Consider the following 13,837-nt stretch of genomic DNA (forward strand, 5'->3'; position numbering starts at 1 on the left):
AGGCGGGCCGGCCGGACGGTCCACCCCCCACGGGGAACCGCCCGGCGGCACCGTGGTGACGGGTCCGGCACGCCTCCGGTCTCCGTCACGTCTTCAAGGACCCCAAGGTCCCTCGGTCGGCATCCGTGCAGGCCGTATGGCCTCCGGACGACGACATGGGTGGTGATCAACGCCTCTGTGGCGCCACCTTGGCAGACGGAGCGGGGGTACGGCGATGATGTTCCGAGGCGGGTTTGCGCCGTGGCTGTTTTCCGCCATGCGGCGCACCGCGAGGTCTTGTCTCAGGGGAGGGGACGACGGCTGATGCTGGCAGCGATTGGGCTGGACGAGACACATGAGAGCGCGTACCGGGCACTGGTGTCGGTGGGCGCCGCCGATGTGCCCGATCTCGCACGGCGGCTGATACTCGGCGAGGGGGACACCGAGCGTCTGCTGCGGCGCCTGGAGCACCACGGCCTCGCGGCCCAGTCGTCGGCGCGGCCCGGCCGCTGGGTGGCGGCGCCGCCCGGGGTGGCGCTGGGCGCGCTGCTCACCCAGCAGCGGCACGAGCTGGAGCAGGCCGAGTTGGCGGCGGCGCTGCTGGCCGAGGAGTACCGGGCGGCGGCCGCCGAACCCGCGGTGCACGATCTGGTCGAGGTGGTGATCGGCGCGGCCGCGGTCACCCAGCGCTTCCTGCAGCTCCAGCTCGGTGCGGCCGAGGAGGTGTGCGCTCTCGTCACCGGCACCGCGGTCGCCGTGACGGGGATGGAGAACGAGGCGGAGGAGCAGGCCACCGCCCGGGGCGTGCGTTACCGGGTGGTCGTCGAGCGGGCGGTGCTCGACCAGCCCGACGGGATCACCGAGCTGACGGCCGCGCTGAGCCGCGACGAACAGGTGCGGGTCATCGACACGGTGCCGACCAAACTGGTGGTCGCCGACCGGGCGTTGGCCATGGTTCCGCTCACCACGCACACCGCGGAGCCGGCCGCGCTGGTCGTGCACGCGAGCGGACTGCTGGAGCTGCTGTCCGGCCTGTTCGAGTCGGTGTGGCGGGATGCGCTGCCGTTGCGGCTCGGTGCGTCCGGCGCCACCGAACAGACGCCGGACGGCCCCGACAACACCGATCTGGAGGTCCTGTCACTGCTGCTCGCCGGACTGACCGACGCGAGCGTCGCCAAACAGCTCGATCTGGGTCTGCGGACCGTACAACGGCGGGTGAAGCGGCTGATGGAGCTGTCCGGGGTGACGACCCGGCTGCAACTCGGCTGGCAGGCCTACGAACGGGGCTGGGTGGCTCGCAACTGATCTGCGCGGCGGCCCGGTTCGGCCCTGCGGACGCCGCCCGATCCCCGGACACCCGTCACCGTACAGCTGGACACATCGGATGTATCCCAGCTCATTGACGTACATCCATTGCCTTCTCTACGTTGCTTCGCGGGATAGCTCCGATGAATCACCGAGCCGCCTGGAGGCCACCGTGTCCAGCCCATCCAGACGTACCGTCCTCGCCACCGGCTCCGCCCTGGGCGGCGCACTCCTCGCCCAGGGCCTGCCCGCCCCCGCCGCGGCGGCCGACCGCGACGACAGCACCACCCCCGACACCCCCGGCCCGCATCATGGGGCACCCGACCCCTGGCGCACCGTCCTCGATGACGCCGACCTGGTCTGGCAGCGGATGCCGACGACCTGGTACGAGGGCCCCTATCTGGGCAACGGCCTTCTCGGCTCGGGCATCTACGCCGAGCCCGACGCACCGACGCGGGCCGTCCGCTTCAACGTCCAGCACTCCGAGGTCCAGGACCACCGCCCCGAGTTCGGTTCGCTGTTCGGGCTCGCGCGGCTGCCGATCGGCTACTTCACCCTCGAACCGGTCGGCACCATCACCGCCGTGGACTGGCGGCTCGGGCTGCACGACGCCGAGCTGACCGGCACGCTCACCACCGACCGGGGCACCCTCACCCTGCGCACCCTGGTGCACACCTCCCGCTCGCTGCTGGCGGTGGAGGTCACCGCGAGCCCCGGCGAGCGCGGCTTCCGCTGGGTGTTCCACCCGGCGGACGCGATCAGCCCGCGCGCCGCCTTCAAGCCCCTCCCCGACGGCTACACGGGCAACCCGCCCGCCGAGACCGGCGACCACGACGGCGTCCGGGCCGCCGTACAGCCCCTGTTGTCGGGCGGACAGCATGTGACGGCATGGCGGGAGACCGCCCGGGGCGACCGGCGGACGCTGTACGCACACGTGGCGCACTCCTACCCGCGGACCACAGCACTGCCCACGGCACTGAAGGCGGTCCGCGACGCCGCCCGACTCCCCTACGACGCGCTCGCGGCGACCCACCGCGCGGAGTGGCACGCCTACTACCGCAAGAGCTTCCTCTCCCTGCCCGACGCACGCATCCAGCGCTTCTACTGGATCCAGCTCTACAAGCTCGCCTCGGCGGCCCGGCGCGACGCCCCCGTGATGGCCACCAGCGGCCCCTGGCTGGAGCCGACGCCCTGGCCCAACACCTGGTGGAACCTCAACGTCCAACTGGAGTACTGGCTGATCCACGGCTCCAACCATCTCGAACTGGATGCCGTCACCAGAGCGCTCGGCGAGTTCCGGGACAACCTGGCCAAGGAGGTGGCCCAGCAGTACCGGTCCGACTCGCTCGGCATCCCGCGCACCACCGACCCGCACCTCGTCAACGGCGCCGCGGGCACCCTCACCGGCTACGGCGTCGGCATCCCGGGCCAGGACCCGCCGACCCCCGAGGTGGGAAACCTGACCTGGGCCCTGCACAACGTCTGGCTCAGCTACCGCCACACCATGGACGAGTCGATCCTGTGCGACGTCCTCTTCCCGTTGCTCCGCAAGGCGATCAACTACTATCTGCACTTCCTGGAGCCCGGCCCGGACGGCCGACTCCATCTGCCGGCCACCTTCTCCCCGGAGTACGGCGGCGACACCCGCGACTGCAACTACGACCTCATGCTGCTCACCTGGGGCTGCCGCACGCTCCTCGACACGGCGGACCTCCTCGGCATCGACGACCCCCTGGCGCCGCGCTGGCGCGAGGTGCTGGCCCGTCGGGTGCCGTATCCCACCGACGCGAACGGATTCATGATCGGCGCGGACATCCCGTTCGCGAAGTCCCACCGCCACTACTCGCATCTGCTGGCGGTCTACCCGCTGTACGAGGTGACCGGCCGTACCCCCGAAGAACGCGCCTTGATCGAACGGTCGTTGGCCCACTGGGTCGGTTTCGAGGGCGCTTTGCAGGGCTACACCTTCACCGGCGCCGCCTCCATGTCCGCGCTGCTCGGCAAGGGCGAGGACGCCCTGAGGTACCTGGGCGAGCTGATGAGCCGGTTCATCGAGGCCAACACCATGTACAAGGAGTCCGGGCCGGTCATCGAGACCCCGCTGTCGGCGGCCCAGTCGCTGCACGACATGGTGTGCCAGTCCTGGGGCGGGACCATCCGCGTCTTCCCCGCGTCGCCGGACGCCTGGGCGGACCTCACCGTGCACGACTTCCGCACCCAGGGGGCCTTTCTGCTGTCCGCCGTCCGCAGGGGCGGGGTGACCCGGTGGGTGCGCCTGGTCAGCGAGGCGGGCGCGCCCTGCGTCGTACGGCACGGTATCCCGGGTGCGGTCGAGGTGCGGGACGGCCGGGGACACCCGCTGCGGTACCGGACGGTCGACGACGGCACCCTCGAACTTCCGCTGCGCAAGGGCGAATCGGCGCTGATCACGGCGCGGGGCGACCGGCCGGACCTCACGATCGCGCCCGTCACACCGAACGCGCCCGCTCCCCGCTGGGGCCTGCCCGTCTGATGTCCCTCATCCGCCGAGCCCGGTCGCGTCCACGGCTCCGGCCAGCGCCGACATGCCCGCGTCGTCGAGGTGGAGGTGGTCGCCCGAGTCGTAGACCGGCCGGATGCGGTCGGGACGGGCGGGGTCGCGGACGGCCGCGTCGAAGTCCGCGACCGCGTCGAACATCCCGCTGCGGATGAGGGCGTTGACCGCGTGCCGCAGGCCCTCACGCGCCGGCGTCCAGGCGCTGTGGCCGCCGAAGGGGGTGAAGGTGGCGCCGATGACGCGGATGCCGTGGGCGTGGGCGCGGGCCACGATCCGGCGGTAGGCGCGGACGAAGGCGCCCGGATCGGTCTCGGGCGGGGTGCCCTTGAGGTCGTTGACGCCCTCCAGGACGATCAGTGTGCGCACCCCGGTGCGGGAGAACACATCCGCGTCGAGGCGGCTCAGCGCGCTCGGCCCCACGCCGTCGCGCAGCAGGCGGTTGCCGGAGATCCCCGCGTTCAGCACACCGGGCCGCCGCTCGGCGGGCAGCAGCCGGCGCAGCCGCCCGGACAGCAGATCGGGCCAGCGGTGGTTGGTGCCGTACGAGGATCCGTCGCCGTCGGTGAGGGAGTCGCCGAGGGCGACGACACTGTCGGGGGCGACGGTGCGCAGTACGTCGACGCCGGTCACGTAGTACCAGTGGGACATCCTGCCCGTGTACGCGGCGGCGGAGGTGTCGGCCGCCCGGTTGCCGTCCGTGGCCAGGAAGACCCGCTGAAGGGAGGTGCGGTGGAAGGTCGCGGGGCCGCAGTCGCCGGAGGTGTGCACGGTGACGAGGAGGTCGGCGTCCGCCGGAACGGCCAGGCGGACGGCGTCGGTGACCCGGTCCTGCCCCGGCGGGACGGTCACGGAGGTGGCACCGGCGAAGGTGGCGACGCGCAGGGAGCCCGGCACCGCCGCGGGGCTGCCGGCCTCGGAGGCCCGCTGCACCGCGACGGTGACGGTGTCGAGGTGCAGCGGAGCGGTGCCGAGACGGTTGGAGAGGCGGACCCGGGCGGCGCTGCCGCCGACGCTGATGTGCACGACGTTGCGGATCGAGGTGCCGGGCAGGGCGGGGGCGGTTCCGGAGGCGGCGGCCTCCCAGGTTCCGGTCCAGTGCGGTGCCGTCTCGGCCCGGCCGACGGCGCCCGGGAGGGTGGCCGCGGTCGACAGGACGGTGAGCACCGCGACGGCCAGGCAGCGGCGCCGGGTTCCGGTCAGCCGGGGAAGGTGGATCATACGGACTCGCCCTTTCCGCACCGGCGGCCCCGAGCACGGGGCCGGGAAGCGCTCGATGTCTTCCCAGGACACATGGCCGGGCTAACACACCGTCACACGTACGGGTGACCGCCGGGGGCGCGGACGCAAACACCTGCGGCGGCGTACGGACACCCGCGCCGGTGTGCGGATCCATGCCGTGCAAGGCGGGCAGCGTCCTGCATCGCGCACGGCGTCGCGCACACCGGCCGCGGTGCCGTGCCCTCAGCCCCGCCGCCCCCGCTTGGCGTCCATAGCCGCCTTCCCCTCGGCTCCCCTCCGTTTCCACTCGCGCCGCAGCTCCGCCCGTGCCCGCGCATCCGTCTTCGCGACGATCCACTGGTTCTCGCGGAGCAGCTTCCGGTAGCTGTCCAGCCGTCGCTCGGGCAGTTGCCCGGCCTCCAGGGCGGCGCGCACCGCGCATCCGGGTTCCGTGCCGTGCGCGCAGTCGTGGAAACGGCACTCCTGGGCCAGTTCCTCGATCTCGGAGAACACCTGGCCCACCCCGGTCTCGGCGTCCCAGAGCCCTACCCCGCGCAGCCCGGGGGTGTCGATGACGACTCCCCCGCCCGGCAGGACGAGCAGATTGCGCGTGGTGGTGGTGTGGCGGCCCTTGCCGTCCATGTCCCTGGTGGCCTGGACGGTCATGACGTCCTCGCCGAGGAGCACGTTGGCGAGGGTCGACTTGCCGGCGCCGGACTGCCCGAGCAGCACGGACGTACCGCCGGAGACCACGGCGGCGAGGACGTCGACTCCCTCGCCCAGCCGCGCGCTGACCGGCAGCACCGGCACTCCGGGAGCGCTCGCCTCCACGTCCTGGACGAGATACGAGAGCGTCACCGCGTCCGGCACCAGATCGGCCTTGGTCAGCACGACGACCGGCTGCGCCCCGGACTCCCAGGCCAGCGCGAGGAAGCGTTCGACGCGGCCGAGGTCCAGTTCCACGGCGAGGGAGACGGCGATGATCGCGTGGTCGACGTTGGCCGCGAGGATCTGCCCCTCGGACCGCTTGGAGGAGGTGGAGCGTACGAAGGCGGTGCGGCGCGGCAGATACGTGCGCACATAGCGGGGGTTGCCCGCGGGTTCGACGGCCGCCCAGTCGCCGGTGCACACGACCCTGAGGGGGTCGTGCGGGGTGACGAAGGCGGTGTCGGCGCGCAGCACCCCCTCGGCGGTGACCACATCACACTGACCACGATCGACACGAACGACACGGCCGGGCAGGAGCCCCTGCTCGGCAAAGGGAGCGAACTCCGACTCCCAGTCCGCGTCCCAGCCGTACACGGCGAGAGGGTGCGACGAGACCGAGGAAGCCGAAGAAGAAGAGAGGTTCAAGGGAAACCCTTCACAAGGGCGGCCCCGGCCGTGCGCGGAGGTGCGCGGTGAGAGAGGTCAGCCGGAGGCCACGGAGGTGGAGTGGATGATCTTCTGGTTGCGGGCAGCACCCATCACAGAGACAGCCATCAGTCACACCTCCCGTTCCTCACTCGGTCGACAGCGGCAACCACTCGGCCACCGCGAGCAGTCCTCACCCTAGAGCGGCACGCATCCGGGTGCCACCGATTTTCCGGCAGGGTCACAGGCCGTGCTCGACCAAGGAGCCTCATCAGGTTCCGCTTGCGCCTCCGGGCAGACAGGACTGCGCGTCGGCTCGATGTCGCGCAGGCAATGCGGACCAGGCGCCAGCCCGCCGGAGTGTTTTCCTGAGGTAGCGGGCGAATGATCTTCTGGTTGCGGGCAGCGCCCATCACAGAGACAGCGGCACGCATCCGGGGCCCCCGCCGAATGCCGACTCGGCGGAGGCCCCGATGTGCGGCCGAGTGGACTCAGACATCCTCGGCGATTGCCTCTTCGGCGTGCCGGGGACGCCGGCGCCTACGACAGGTTGCCCCTGGCGTGGCCGACAGACTCGCTACGGACGTCGTAGCAGGTACTTGTGCTGTCCCGACAGCACGAGCTCGCCGTGTTGGTTGTGGACGGTGGCCTCGGTGACCACCATCCCGTTGTCGCCCCGCGGCTCCAGACCGGTGATGGTGAGCTGCGGGTACAGGGTGTCGCCGGAGTGCACCTCGGCCAGGAAGGTGCAGGACAGCTCGACGAAGCTGATGAAGACCTCGCCGATGAAGTGCGGGAACAGGGTGGCTCCCGGCGCGGTGAAGGCGAGCACCTGGAGGCCGTGCACGACCGGCGCGGAGTGTCCGTGCTTGCGCGCCCACTCGGCGTCGTAGTGCACGGGGTGGTTGTCCGCGGACACCGTCTGGAAGGCCGCCGCGTGGGCGTCCGTCAGGGTTCGGCTGGGGGCCCGGAAGACATCGCCGACGCGGAGGTCCTCGAATGTCTTCGCGGGAACGACCAGGAACGCGTCGGGGTCGAAGGCGGCCGGTGAGGTCGCCGCCGGCTCGGTGTCGGGCTGGGTCATCAGGCTGTCCTCTCGAACGGGATGTGCGGTGCTGTCTCCGGGGCGGGCGGCACGGCCGTCCTACTTGCCCGGCGTGATCCGGGCGGCCAGGAGGTTGGGGTCCTTGTCGGTGAAGTAGGCGCCGCTGGCGATGTAGGCGGTGGTGCCGCGTACGGCGAGCGAGGTCGGGTTCTCCAGGCCGTCGGCGCCGGTCAGTACGACGGTGTGGCTGCCGTTCGGCCGGACCAGGGCGACCTCGTTGTCCGCGTTGATCGCGGCCAGCAGGGTGTCGCCGCGGCCGGTGAACGCGAAGTCGTCGATGTTCTCCAGGCCCGTGGCCCGGGTCTGGACGGGACCGGCGGTGCCGCGCCGGGTGACCGGGATGCGCAGCACGGTGCCCTGGTCCAGGTTGGAGACCCACACGGCATCGTCGTGGACCTTGATTCCGTTGGCTCCGAGGAATCCGGCAGCGGCCAGTTCGGGTGCGGCGGCCCATCGGGTGGGCGTGCCTCCGCCGGCCGGCGCCCGCCAGACCGTGCCGAGGACCGAGTCGGCGACGTAGAGATGGCGTTGGCTGCGGTCGAGCGTCAGGCCGTTGGGCAGACCGTCGGCCGGGAGCGCGGCGATCCGCTGCGGGGTGCCGCCGGGACGCAGGCGCCACAGGCCGGTCAGGTCGCTGCTGCCCGTGGCGTAGAGGAAGTACAGGGTTCCGTCGTGGGTGCGGACGACGCCGCCGAGGAACGGTGACGACAGGGCGGGTGTGGTGGAGCCGGCCGGGGGCTCGGGAAGGGTGGCGAGAACGCGCACGGTGCCGTCGCGGCCGATACGGGCCACCTGGCGGCTGTAGGCGAAGGTGACGACTGCGCTGCCGCCGGGCTCCAGGGTGATGTTCTCCGGACGCTGCCCGTCGGCTATGTCCAGGTGTGCGACGAAGCGGACGTCCGGATTCTTGGCGGCGGTCGCCATGGTCGTGGGGGCGGCGGTCGCCATGGTCGCGGGCCCGGCCGCGGTGACGGCGAGGGCCGCCGCCACAGCAGACGCGAGCAGGCCGGCGCGGGTACGGGTCAGGAACGTGGACATGAGGGCTCGCTCTTTTCCTTCTCGGGGTGATGGGGCGGCCGTCGCTCGGCCGCCGGGCACGGCGGCTGCCGTGCGCTGGGGAAAGGCAGGGCTGTGAGGTCAGCCGGAGAATCGTTGCCGCAGTTCGCCGATTCCCTCGATGGAGCTGACGAGTTCGTCGCCGGCGGTCAGCCAGCGCTGCGGCGTGCGGCCGAGGCCGACACCGGCCGGCGTGCCGGTGAAGATCAGGTCTCCCGGGAACAGGGGGAGCACGCCGGACAGCCTGGCGATGAGGGCCGGCACGGAGAAGACGAGCTGTCTGCTGCGGCCGCGCTGCATCTCCTCGCCGTTGACGGCACAGGTCAGTTCGAGGTCGTCGGGGTCGTCGAACTCGTCCGGGGTCACCAGCCGGGGGCCCGTCGGAGCGAAGCCCGGGTAGGACTTGCCGAGGCTGAACTGCGGTGCCGGGCCGTCCATCTGCAGGACGCGCTCGGAGATGTCCTGCCCGACGGTCAGGCCGGCGACATGGCTCCAGGCATCGGCCTCGGACACGTGGCGGGCCTCCTTGCCGAGGACCACGACGAGTTCGACCTCCCAGTCGGTGTGGCCGCCCGGCGGCAGGGTCACCTCGGTCACCGGTCCGGTGAGCGCGGTCACGAACTTGGTGAACACCAGCGTGCCCTGGGAACCGACCATCAGCCCGCGCAGGATCTCCACGGGGGTGGAGCCGTCCAGGAAGGCGTCGAGGCGGTAGCCGTTGGTGTTCTTCAGCTCGTACTTCGCGCGGATCCGGGCGACGAGCGCGGGGTCGGCCTCGATCTCGGCCTTGAGCGCCGGCAGCCCCGCGGCCAGCTCGGGTTCGGCCTTCCGCAGCCGCTCGTCGGCGTCCGGGGCCGCGGTGTCGACGACCGTGCCGGACGGCAGGACCAGGGTGAGCGAGGAGAGCAGACGGTACGAGTTCCGGGTGACGCCGGCGGTCATGCCGGAGGCGTTGTTGGCGACGACTCCTCCGACGGTGCAGGCGCTGGAGCTCGCCGGATCGGGGCCCATCAGCCTGCCGTACCGCGACAGCGCGATGTTGGCACGGCCCACGGTCGTGCCGGGTCCGATCCGCGCCCGGCGGCCGCCGTCTAGGACATCGAGGCCCGTCCAGTGGCGGCGGACGTCGACGAGGATGTCCGTGCCCTGGGCCTGGCCGTTCAGCGAGGTGCCGGCCGCCCGGAAGACGACGGCACGTCGGTGCTCACGGGCGTACCGCAGCACCGCGGCGACGTCGTCGACGTCCTCGGCGATCACGACCACCTGGGGCACGAAGCGGTAGGGGCTGGCGTCCGAGGCGTACTTCACGAGGTCGGACAGTGCGTGGAGCACCTTGTCGGCACCCAACAGGCGGACCAGGTCCGCGCGCAGGGTGTCGGGGGTCCCGGACGCCCGCTCGTCGGGGACCCGGTCGGCGGCCGGACCCTCGGTCCGCCGCGGGCGCAGCTTTCCTGGTTCCGGATCGAGCAGGGGCATGCGGCTTTCCGTTCCGGTGTCGAAGGATTTGGAGTGGCCGTCGGTGCCGACCGGGCGCGCGGGCGTGGTCCGGGTCAGCCGGTGACGGCCCGGAGGGCTTCCTCGATCAGCTCGACGACGCGGTCGGGGTGGGCGAGCATCACCAGGTGCGAGGAGTCGACCTCGACGGTGGTCATGGCGGCCCGCTCGTAGCCGAAGCGCTCGACATCGGGGTTGATGGTGTGGTCGGACGTGGCGATCAGGCCCCAGGAGGGCTTGGTCTTCCAGGCGGCGGCCGGGGCGGCGTCGGCGAACGCCTGGGCGGCGAGCGGGCGTTGGGAGACAGCGAGTACGGCAGCGAGGTCGGGGTCGACGTCGGCCGCGAAGATGGCCGGGAACTTGGCGGTCTCGACCGACACGTCGGTGCCGGTCTCCGTCGAGCCGTCGATCGGGAAGGGGGTGTAGACGAGTGCGGCGGCGAGGTCGGAGTCCGGGAAACGGCCCTGCAGTTCGCCGAGGCTCTCGCCCTTCTCCAGCGCGTAGCCGGCGAGGTAGACCAGCGCCTCCACGTTGTCCTCGATGCCGGCGACCGTGATGACGGCACCGCCGTAGGAGTGGCCCACCAGGACGACTGGGCCCGGTATCTGCCGGACGACGGAGGCGATGTAGGCGGCGTCCCCGATGAGGCTGCGGTTGGGGACGGCCGGGGCGACCACGTCGACACCACGGGCGATCAGCTTCGGGATGACCTGGGCATAGCTGGAGGCGTCGGCGAAGGCACCGTGGACGAGGACGACGGTCGGCTTGTCGGAGGTGGACATGGTGGAACTCCCTTGATGGTCGGAGGTTTTCGGGTGAGCGGGTGTGGCTTTCGGATGCGGAGCCGCCGGTGGGCGGGGGCCGGAGCCGGCGGCGATCCGTGGGACGGTTGGGGGGAAGTCCGCCTCGGCGGGGCGGGTCAGCCGGTCCAGTCCGTGAGGAAGTCGAGGAGTTCCCGGTTGACGATGTCGGGGCGTTCCTCCTGGCAGAGGTGGCCGCACTGGGCGACGGGCGCCCCACGGACGTCCCGGGCCAGTCCCTTCCACACCTCCAGGACGTCGTAGGCCTGCCCGACGGCGCTGAAGTCCTCGCCCCGCATGGTCAGTACGGGGCAGTCGATGAGCCGGTCGACGTCCTCCTGGTCCTGGGCGACGTCCTGGGGCGCCGCTCGGTAGTCCATGCAGGAGCCCCGTACGGCGCCGGGCTGCTGGTAGGCCCGGACGTACTCGGCGACCTCGGCGGGGGTGAACAGGTCGGGGTTGTACGACCAGCTGCGGAAGAAGTGGGTGAGCCAGATCTCCTCGCGACCGGCGATCAGCGCCTCGGGAAGGTCGGGCACGCCGAGGAAGGTGAAGAACCAGTACCCCTGCCGGGCGAGGGTCACGTCGTAGGTCTCGGCGATCACTCGCGTGGGGATGTTGTCCATCGCCACGAACCGGTCGAGGCGCTGCGGGTGGTCCTTGGCGAACCGGGTGCCGACGCGAGCGCCGCGGTCGTGGCCGACCAGGGCGATCCGCTCGTGTCCGAGGTGGTCCATCAGCGCGATGACGTCGTTGGCCATCGTCCGCTTGTCGTATCCGGAGGCGGGCTTCTCGGTGTCGCCGTAGCCCCGCAGGTCCGGGGCGATCACGGTGAACCGCTCGGCCAGTACGGGGATCTGCTTGCGCCACCCGTACCAGGTCTCGGGGAAGCCGTGCAGCAGGTAGACCGGCGGGCCCTGCCCCGCGCTGACCCAGTGCTGCTTGATCCCGTTGAGTACGGCGGTGTGGTGCGTCATTTCTGTGAGATCTGTCAGGTCGGTCATGGGTGTCCGCTCGGGTCGAGGGGGTGGGGACTTGACCGTCGGCCGGGAGGGGGCGGTCCCGGCCGTGCCTCGTCCGCTGCCGGCGGTGCGACGCTAAGGCGCGGTGGTCCCTCGGATGTCGCGGCCTCTGCACGGGTGCGGATGTCAGAGTGCACTGACGAGACCCGTCGCGGGCCTGACGCGACTGCCGGGCGCCGACGGCCGAAGGCCGCGGTGACAGGCGGCCCCGCCGTGCCGGGCGGGGCCGGTCGCACGGTCAGCCGACCGTCCGGGCCGCGGCGGTGATGGTGCCGGCGACCACGTCGGGGCGCGTGACCAGGGACAGGTGACCCGCCTTGACCTCGGTGATGCGGGCGTTCGCCCGTTCGGCCATGGAGCGCTGCTCGGTCGGCGGAATGACGTGGTCCTGCGTGCCGACGACCGCCCACGACGGGATGGTCTTCCACGCGGGGACGCCGGAGGGCTCCGAACCCGCGCTCACGGCGAACGGCCGCTGGCCGGCGGCGAGGAGCCGGGCCTGCTGGTGGGGCACACCGTTGGCGAAGCAGCCCTGGAAGCCCTTGTAGTCGCCGTTGGGGGCGAACTTGAGGTATGCGTCGACGTCGCCGTTCTGCGCGCCCGGGTAGGGCACCAGGTTCAGGAACGTCGACGGCTCGGCCGTCACGCACGAGCCCGGCTCGGCCGCGTTGATCTGGAAGACGGTCTCGCCCTGGTCGGGGATGTAGGCGTCGTCGTAGACGAGCGCCTTGACGTTCGGGGCGTTCACCGCCGCGTTGGTGATCACGAAGCCGCCGTAGGAGTGGCCGACGAGCACCACGGGCCCGGGGATGGTCGCCAGGAAGTCGCTCAGGGTCTCGGCGTCCTGGGCGACGCCGCGCAGCGGGTTCGGCGGGGCGTAGACGGTGTAACCGGCGTGCTGGAGGCGGCTGGTGACCCCGTTCCAGCTCGACGCGTCGGCCCAGGCGCCGTGCACCAGCACGACCGTCGGCTTGCCGCCCTTCGCCTCGAAGTCCGCCGTCACGGAGGCCGTGATCGAGGACGCCGTCGCGGCCTTCGCCGGTGCCGCGCTTCCCTGAGTCGCGACGAACACGGTGGTCGCTGCGGCGATCACGCAGGACAGGGCGAGCAGCCCGGACTTTCGTCGCAACGGCCGGGTGGTGAGGTTCATGCGGTTCTCCCTTGCCATTCATCGGCTGAAAAATGAAATTCGGCATCGACCGGATTCAGCTGCCGAGACAGTAACCACGGCGAAAGCGGAAAGGCGAGTTGCGGCCGGGATTGTGCATTCTGAGAACATCAGCGGTGCACTGCTCGCCCCACTGCCCGGGGCTCTGCCATGTGATCGGCGGAATAGCAGGTTCACTTTTTCGGACAACACCCGGTGCACGCGTCGACAAGCCACCCCACCGCCCCGGCGTACGGTCGTCGGAAACCGTACGAATTCTCAGACACAGGGGCTGAATGAGAATCCCTCTTTCCGATTCCGCGGATGTACCCTCGACCGTTCTCCCGGCGGAAGTCAAGATCAGCGTGGGCGGCGGACCCTGGGTGCCGCTCCCCGTCGAACTCTGTTACGACGTGGCCGATCCCTACGCCGTGCGTCTCTCCATCGGCGCCCCCTCGACCCCTTCCGTCGACTGGGTTTTCGCCCGGTCGCACCTGCTGGAGGGAGTCCGTCGACCCGCGGGGATCGGAGACGTGGCGGTCATCCCGCGTCACCGGTGCGATCCGGAGGCGGTCCGCCTCCTCCTGCGGACCCGCACCGGGGCGGCGCTGCTCGCGGCCCGCGCCGCGATGGTCATGGGCTTCCTGCGCCGGTCCGAGGCGCTGGTGCCGCCGGGCACCGAGCACCACCACGTCGATCTGGACCGCCTCATCGACTCGCTCACGGCCGGCAGCGAGTGAGACCGGCTGGAACTCCGCCCGGCGGGCCCGCGGTGGCGCCGCCGCCGGACCCTGAGCCCGCGGCTGTGACCACGGTCACATT

Annotated in this window: 10 protein-coding genes and 2 pseudogenes; 3 read left to right on the forward strand and 9 right to left on the reverse strand. The window is 71.4% G+C overall.

The annotated features are described in order from the left end of the window. Positions 1–303 precede the first annotated feature (303 nt). Together AB0L95_RS01900 and AB0L95_RS01905 are read left to right on the forward strand one after the other, a co-directional pair. A complete protein-coding gene (locus tag AB0L95_RS01900) occupies positions 304–1,284 on the forward strand; it encodes a helix-turn-helix transcriptional regulator (protein ID WP_365155333.1) in 981 nt (326 codons plus the stop codon). Between the two features lie 172 nt (positions 1,285–1,456). After that, entirely contained in the window at positions 1,457–3,796 is a 2,340-nt protein-coding gene (locus AB0L95_RS01905) for a Tat pathway signal sequence domain protein (RefSeq protein ID WP_365155336.1), read from the forward strand. Between the two features lie 6 nt (positions 3,797–3,802). On the opposite strand, the gene AB0L95_RS01910 is transcribed toward AB0L95_RS01905, so the two are convergent. The 9 genes and pseudogenes from AB0L95_RS01910 to AB0L95_RS01950 form a co-directional block, all read right to left on the reverse strand. After that, on the reverse strand, positions 3,803–5,038 hold the full coding sequence (locus AB0L95_RS01910) for an SGNH/GDSL hydrolase family protein (RefSeq protein WP_365155339.1): 1,236 nt from the start codon (positions 5,036–5,038) through the stop codon (positions 3,803–3,805). Between the two features lie 243 nt (positions 5,039–5,281). Then, on the reverse strand, positions 5,282–6,391 hold the full coding sequence (rsgA, locus tag AB0L95_RS01915; protein ID WP_365155341.1) for a ribosome small subunit-dependent GTPase A: 1,110 nt from the start codon (positions 6,389–6,391) through the stop codon (positions 5,282–5,284). Positions 6,392–6,968: 577 nt separating this feature from the next. Then, positions 6,969–7,475, reverse strand: coding sequence for a MaoC family dehydratase (locus AB0L95_RS01920; protein ID WP_365155344.1), 507 nt, complete (start codon positions 7,473–7,475; stop codon positions 6,969–6,971). Between the two features lie 60 nt (positions 7,476–7,535). Continuing rightward, on the reverse strand, positions 7,536–8,534 hold the full coding sequence (locus AB0L95_RS01925) for a hypothetical protein (protein WP_365155347.1): 999 nt from the start codon (positions 8,532–8,534) through the stop codon (positions 7,536–7,538). 99 nt (positions 8,535–8,633) lie between these two features. After that, positions 8,634–9,185, reverse strand: a pseudogene (locus AB0L95_RS01930) (fumarylacetoacetate hydrolase family protein); the annotation flags it as partial. A gap of 3 nt (positions 9,186–9,188) precedes the next feature. Then, positions 9,189–10,028, reverse strand: a pseudogene (locus AB0L95_RS01935) (FAD-dependent oxidoreductase); the annotation flags it as partial. A 74-nt stretch (positions 10,029–10,102) separates the two neighbouring features. Beyond that, positions 10,103–10,828: an alpha/beta hydrolase gene (locus AB0L95_RS01940; protein ID WP_365155350.1), complete on the reverse strand. Its 726-nt coding sequence runs from the start codon at positions 10,826–10,828 to the stop codon at positions 10,103–10,105. Between the two features lie 137 nt (positions 10,829–10,965). After that, positions 10,966–11,850, reverse strand: a complete 885-nt coding sequence (locus AB0L95_RS01945; RefSeq protein ID WP_365155353.1) for an alpha/beta hydrolase — start codon at positions 11,848–11,850, stop codon at positions 10,966–10,968. A gap of 256 nt (positions 11,851–12,106) precedes the next feature. Further along, the gene (locus tag AB0L95_RS01950) at positions 12,107–13,018 is read right to left on the reverse strand and encodes an alpha/beta hydrolase (protein WP_365155356.1); all 912 of its coding nucleotides are present in this window, start codon (positions 13,016–13,018) and stop codon (positions 12,107–12,109) included. A gap of 380 nt (positions 13,019–13,398) precedes the next feature. Here AB0L95_RS01950 and AB0L95_RS01955 point away from each other — a divergent pair, with 380 nt between their 5' ends. Continuing rightward, the gene (locus tag AB0L95_RS01955; protein ID WP_365155359.1) at positions 13,399–13,755 is read left to right on the forward strand and encodes an SsgA family sporulation/cell division regulator; all 357 of its coding nucleotides are present in this window, start codon (positions 13,399–13,401) and stop codon (positions 13,753–13,755) included. Positions 13,756–13,837: the final 82 nt, after the last annotated feature.

It is taken from the genome of Streptomyces sp. NPDC052036, assembly GCF_040680495.1.
Taxonomy (GTDB): Bacteria; Actinomycetota; Actinomycetes; order Streptomycetales; family Streptomycetaceae; genus Streptomyces.

Excerpts from the sequence above, each read along its gene's own strand:
- AB0L95_RS01900 (WP_365155333.1), top strand. The coding sequence starts at position 304 with ATGCTGGCAGCGATTGGGCTGGACGAGACACATGAGAGCGCGTACCGG.
- AB0L95_RS01920 (WP_365155344.1), bottom strand. The coding sequence starts at position 7,475 with ATGACCCAGCCCGACACCGAGCCGGCGGCGACCTCACCGGCCGCCTTC.
- AB0L95_RS01910 (WP_365155339.1), bottom strand. The coding sequence starts at position 5,038 with ATGATCCACCTTCCCCGGCTGACCGGAACCCGGCGCCGCTGCCTGGCC.
- AB0L95_RS01925 (WP_365155347.1), bottom strand. The coding sequence starts at position 8,534 with ATGTCCACGTTCCTGACCCGTACCCGCGCCGGCCTGCTCGCGTCTGCT.
- AB0L95_RS01945 (WP_365155353.1), bottom strand. The coding sequence starts at position 11,850 with ATGACCGACCTGACAGATCTCACAGAAATGACGCACCACACCGCCGTA.
- AB0L95_RS01950 (WP_365155356.1), bottom strand. The coding sequence starts at position 13,018 with ATGAACCTCACCACCCGGCCGTTGCGACGAAAGTCCGGGCTGCTCGCC.
- AB0L95_RS01940 (WP_365155350.1), bottom strand. The coding sequence starts at position 10,828 with ATGTCCACCTCCGACAAGCCGACCGTCGTCCTCGTCCACGGTGCCTTC.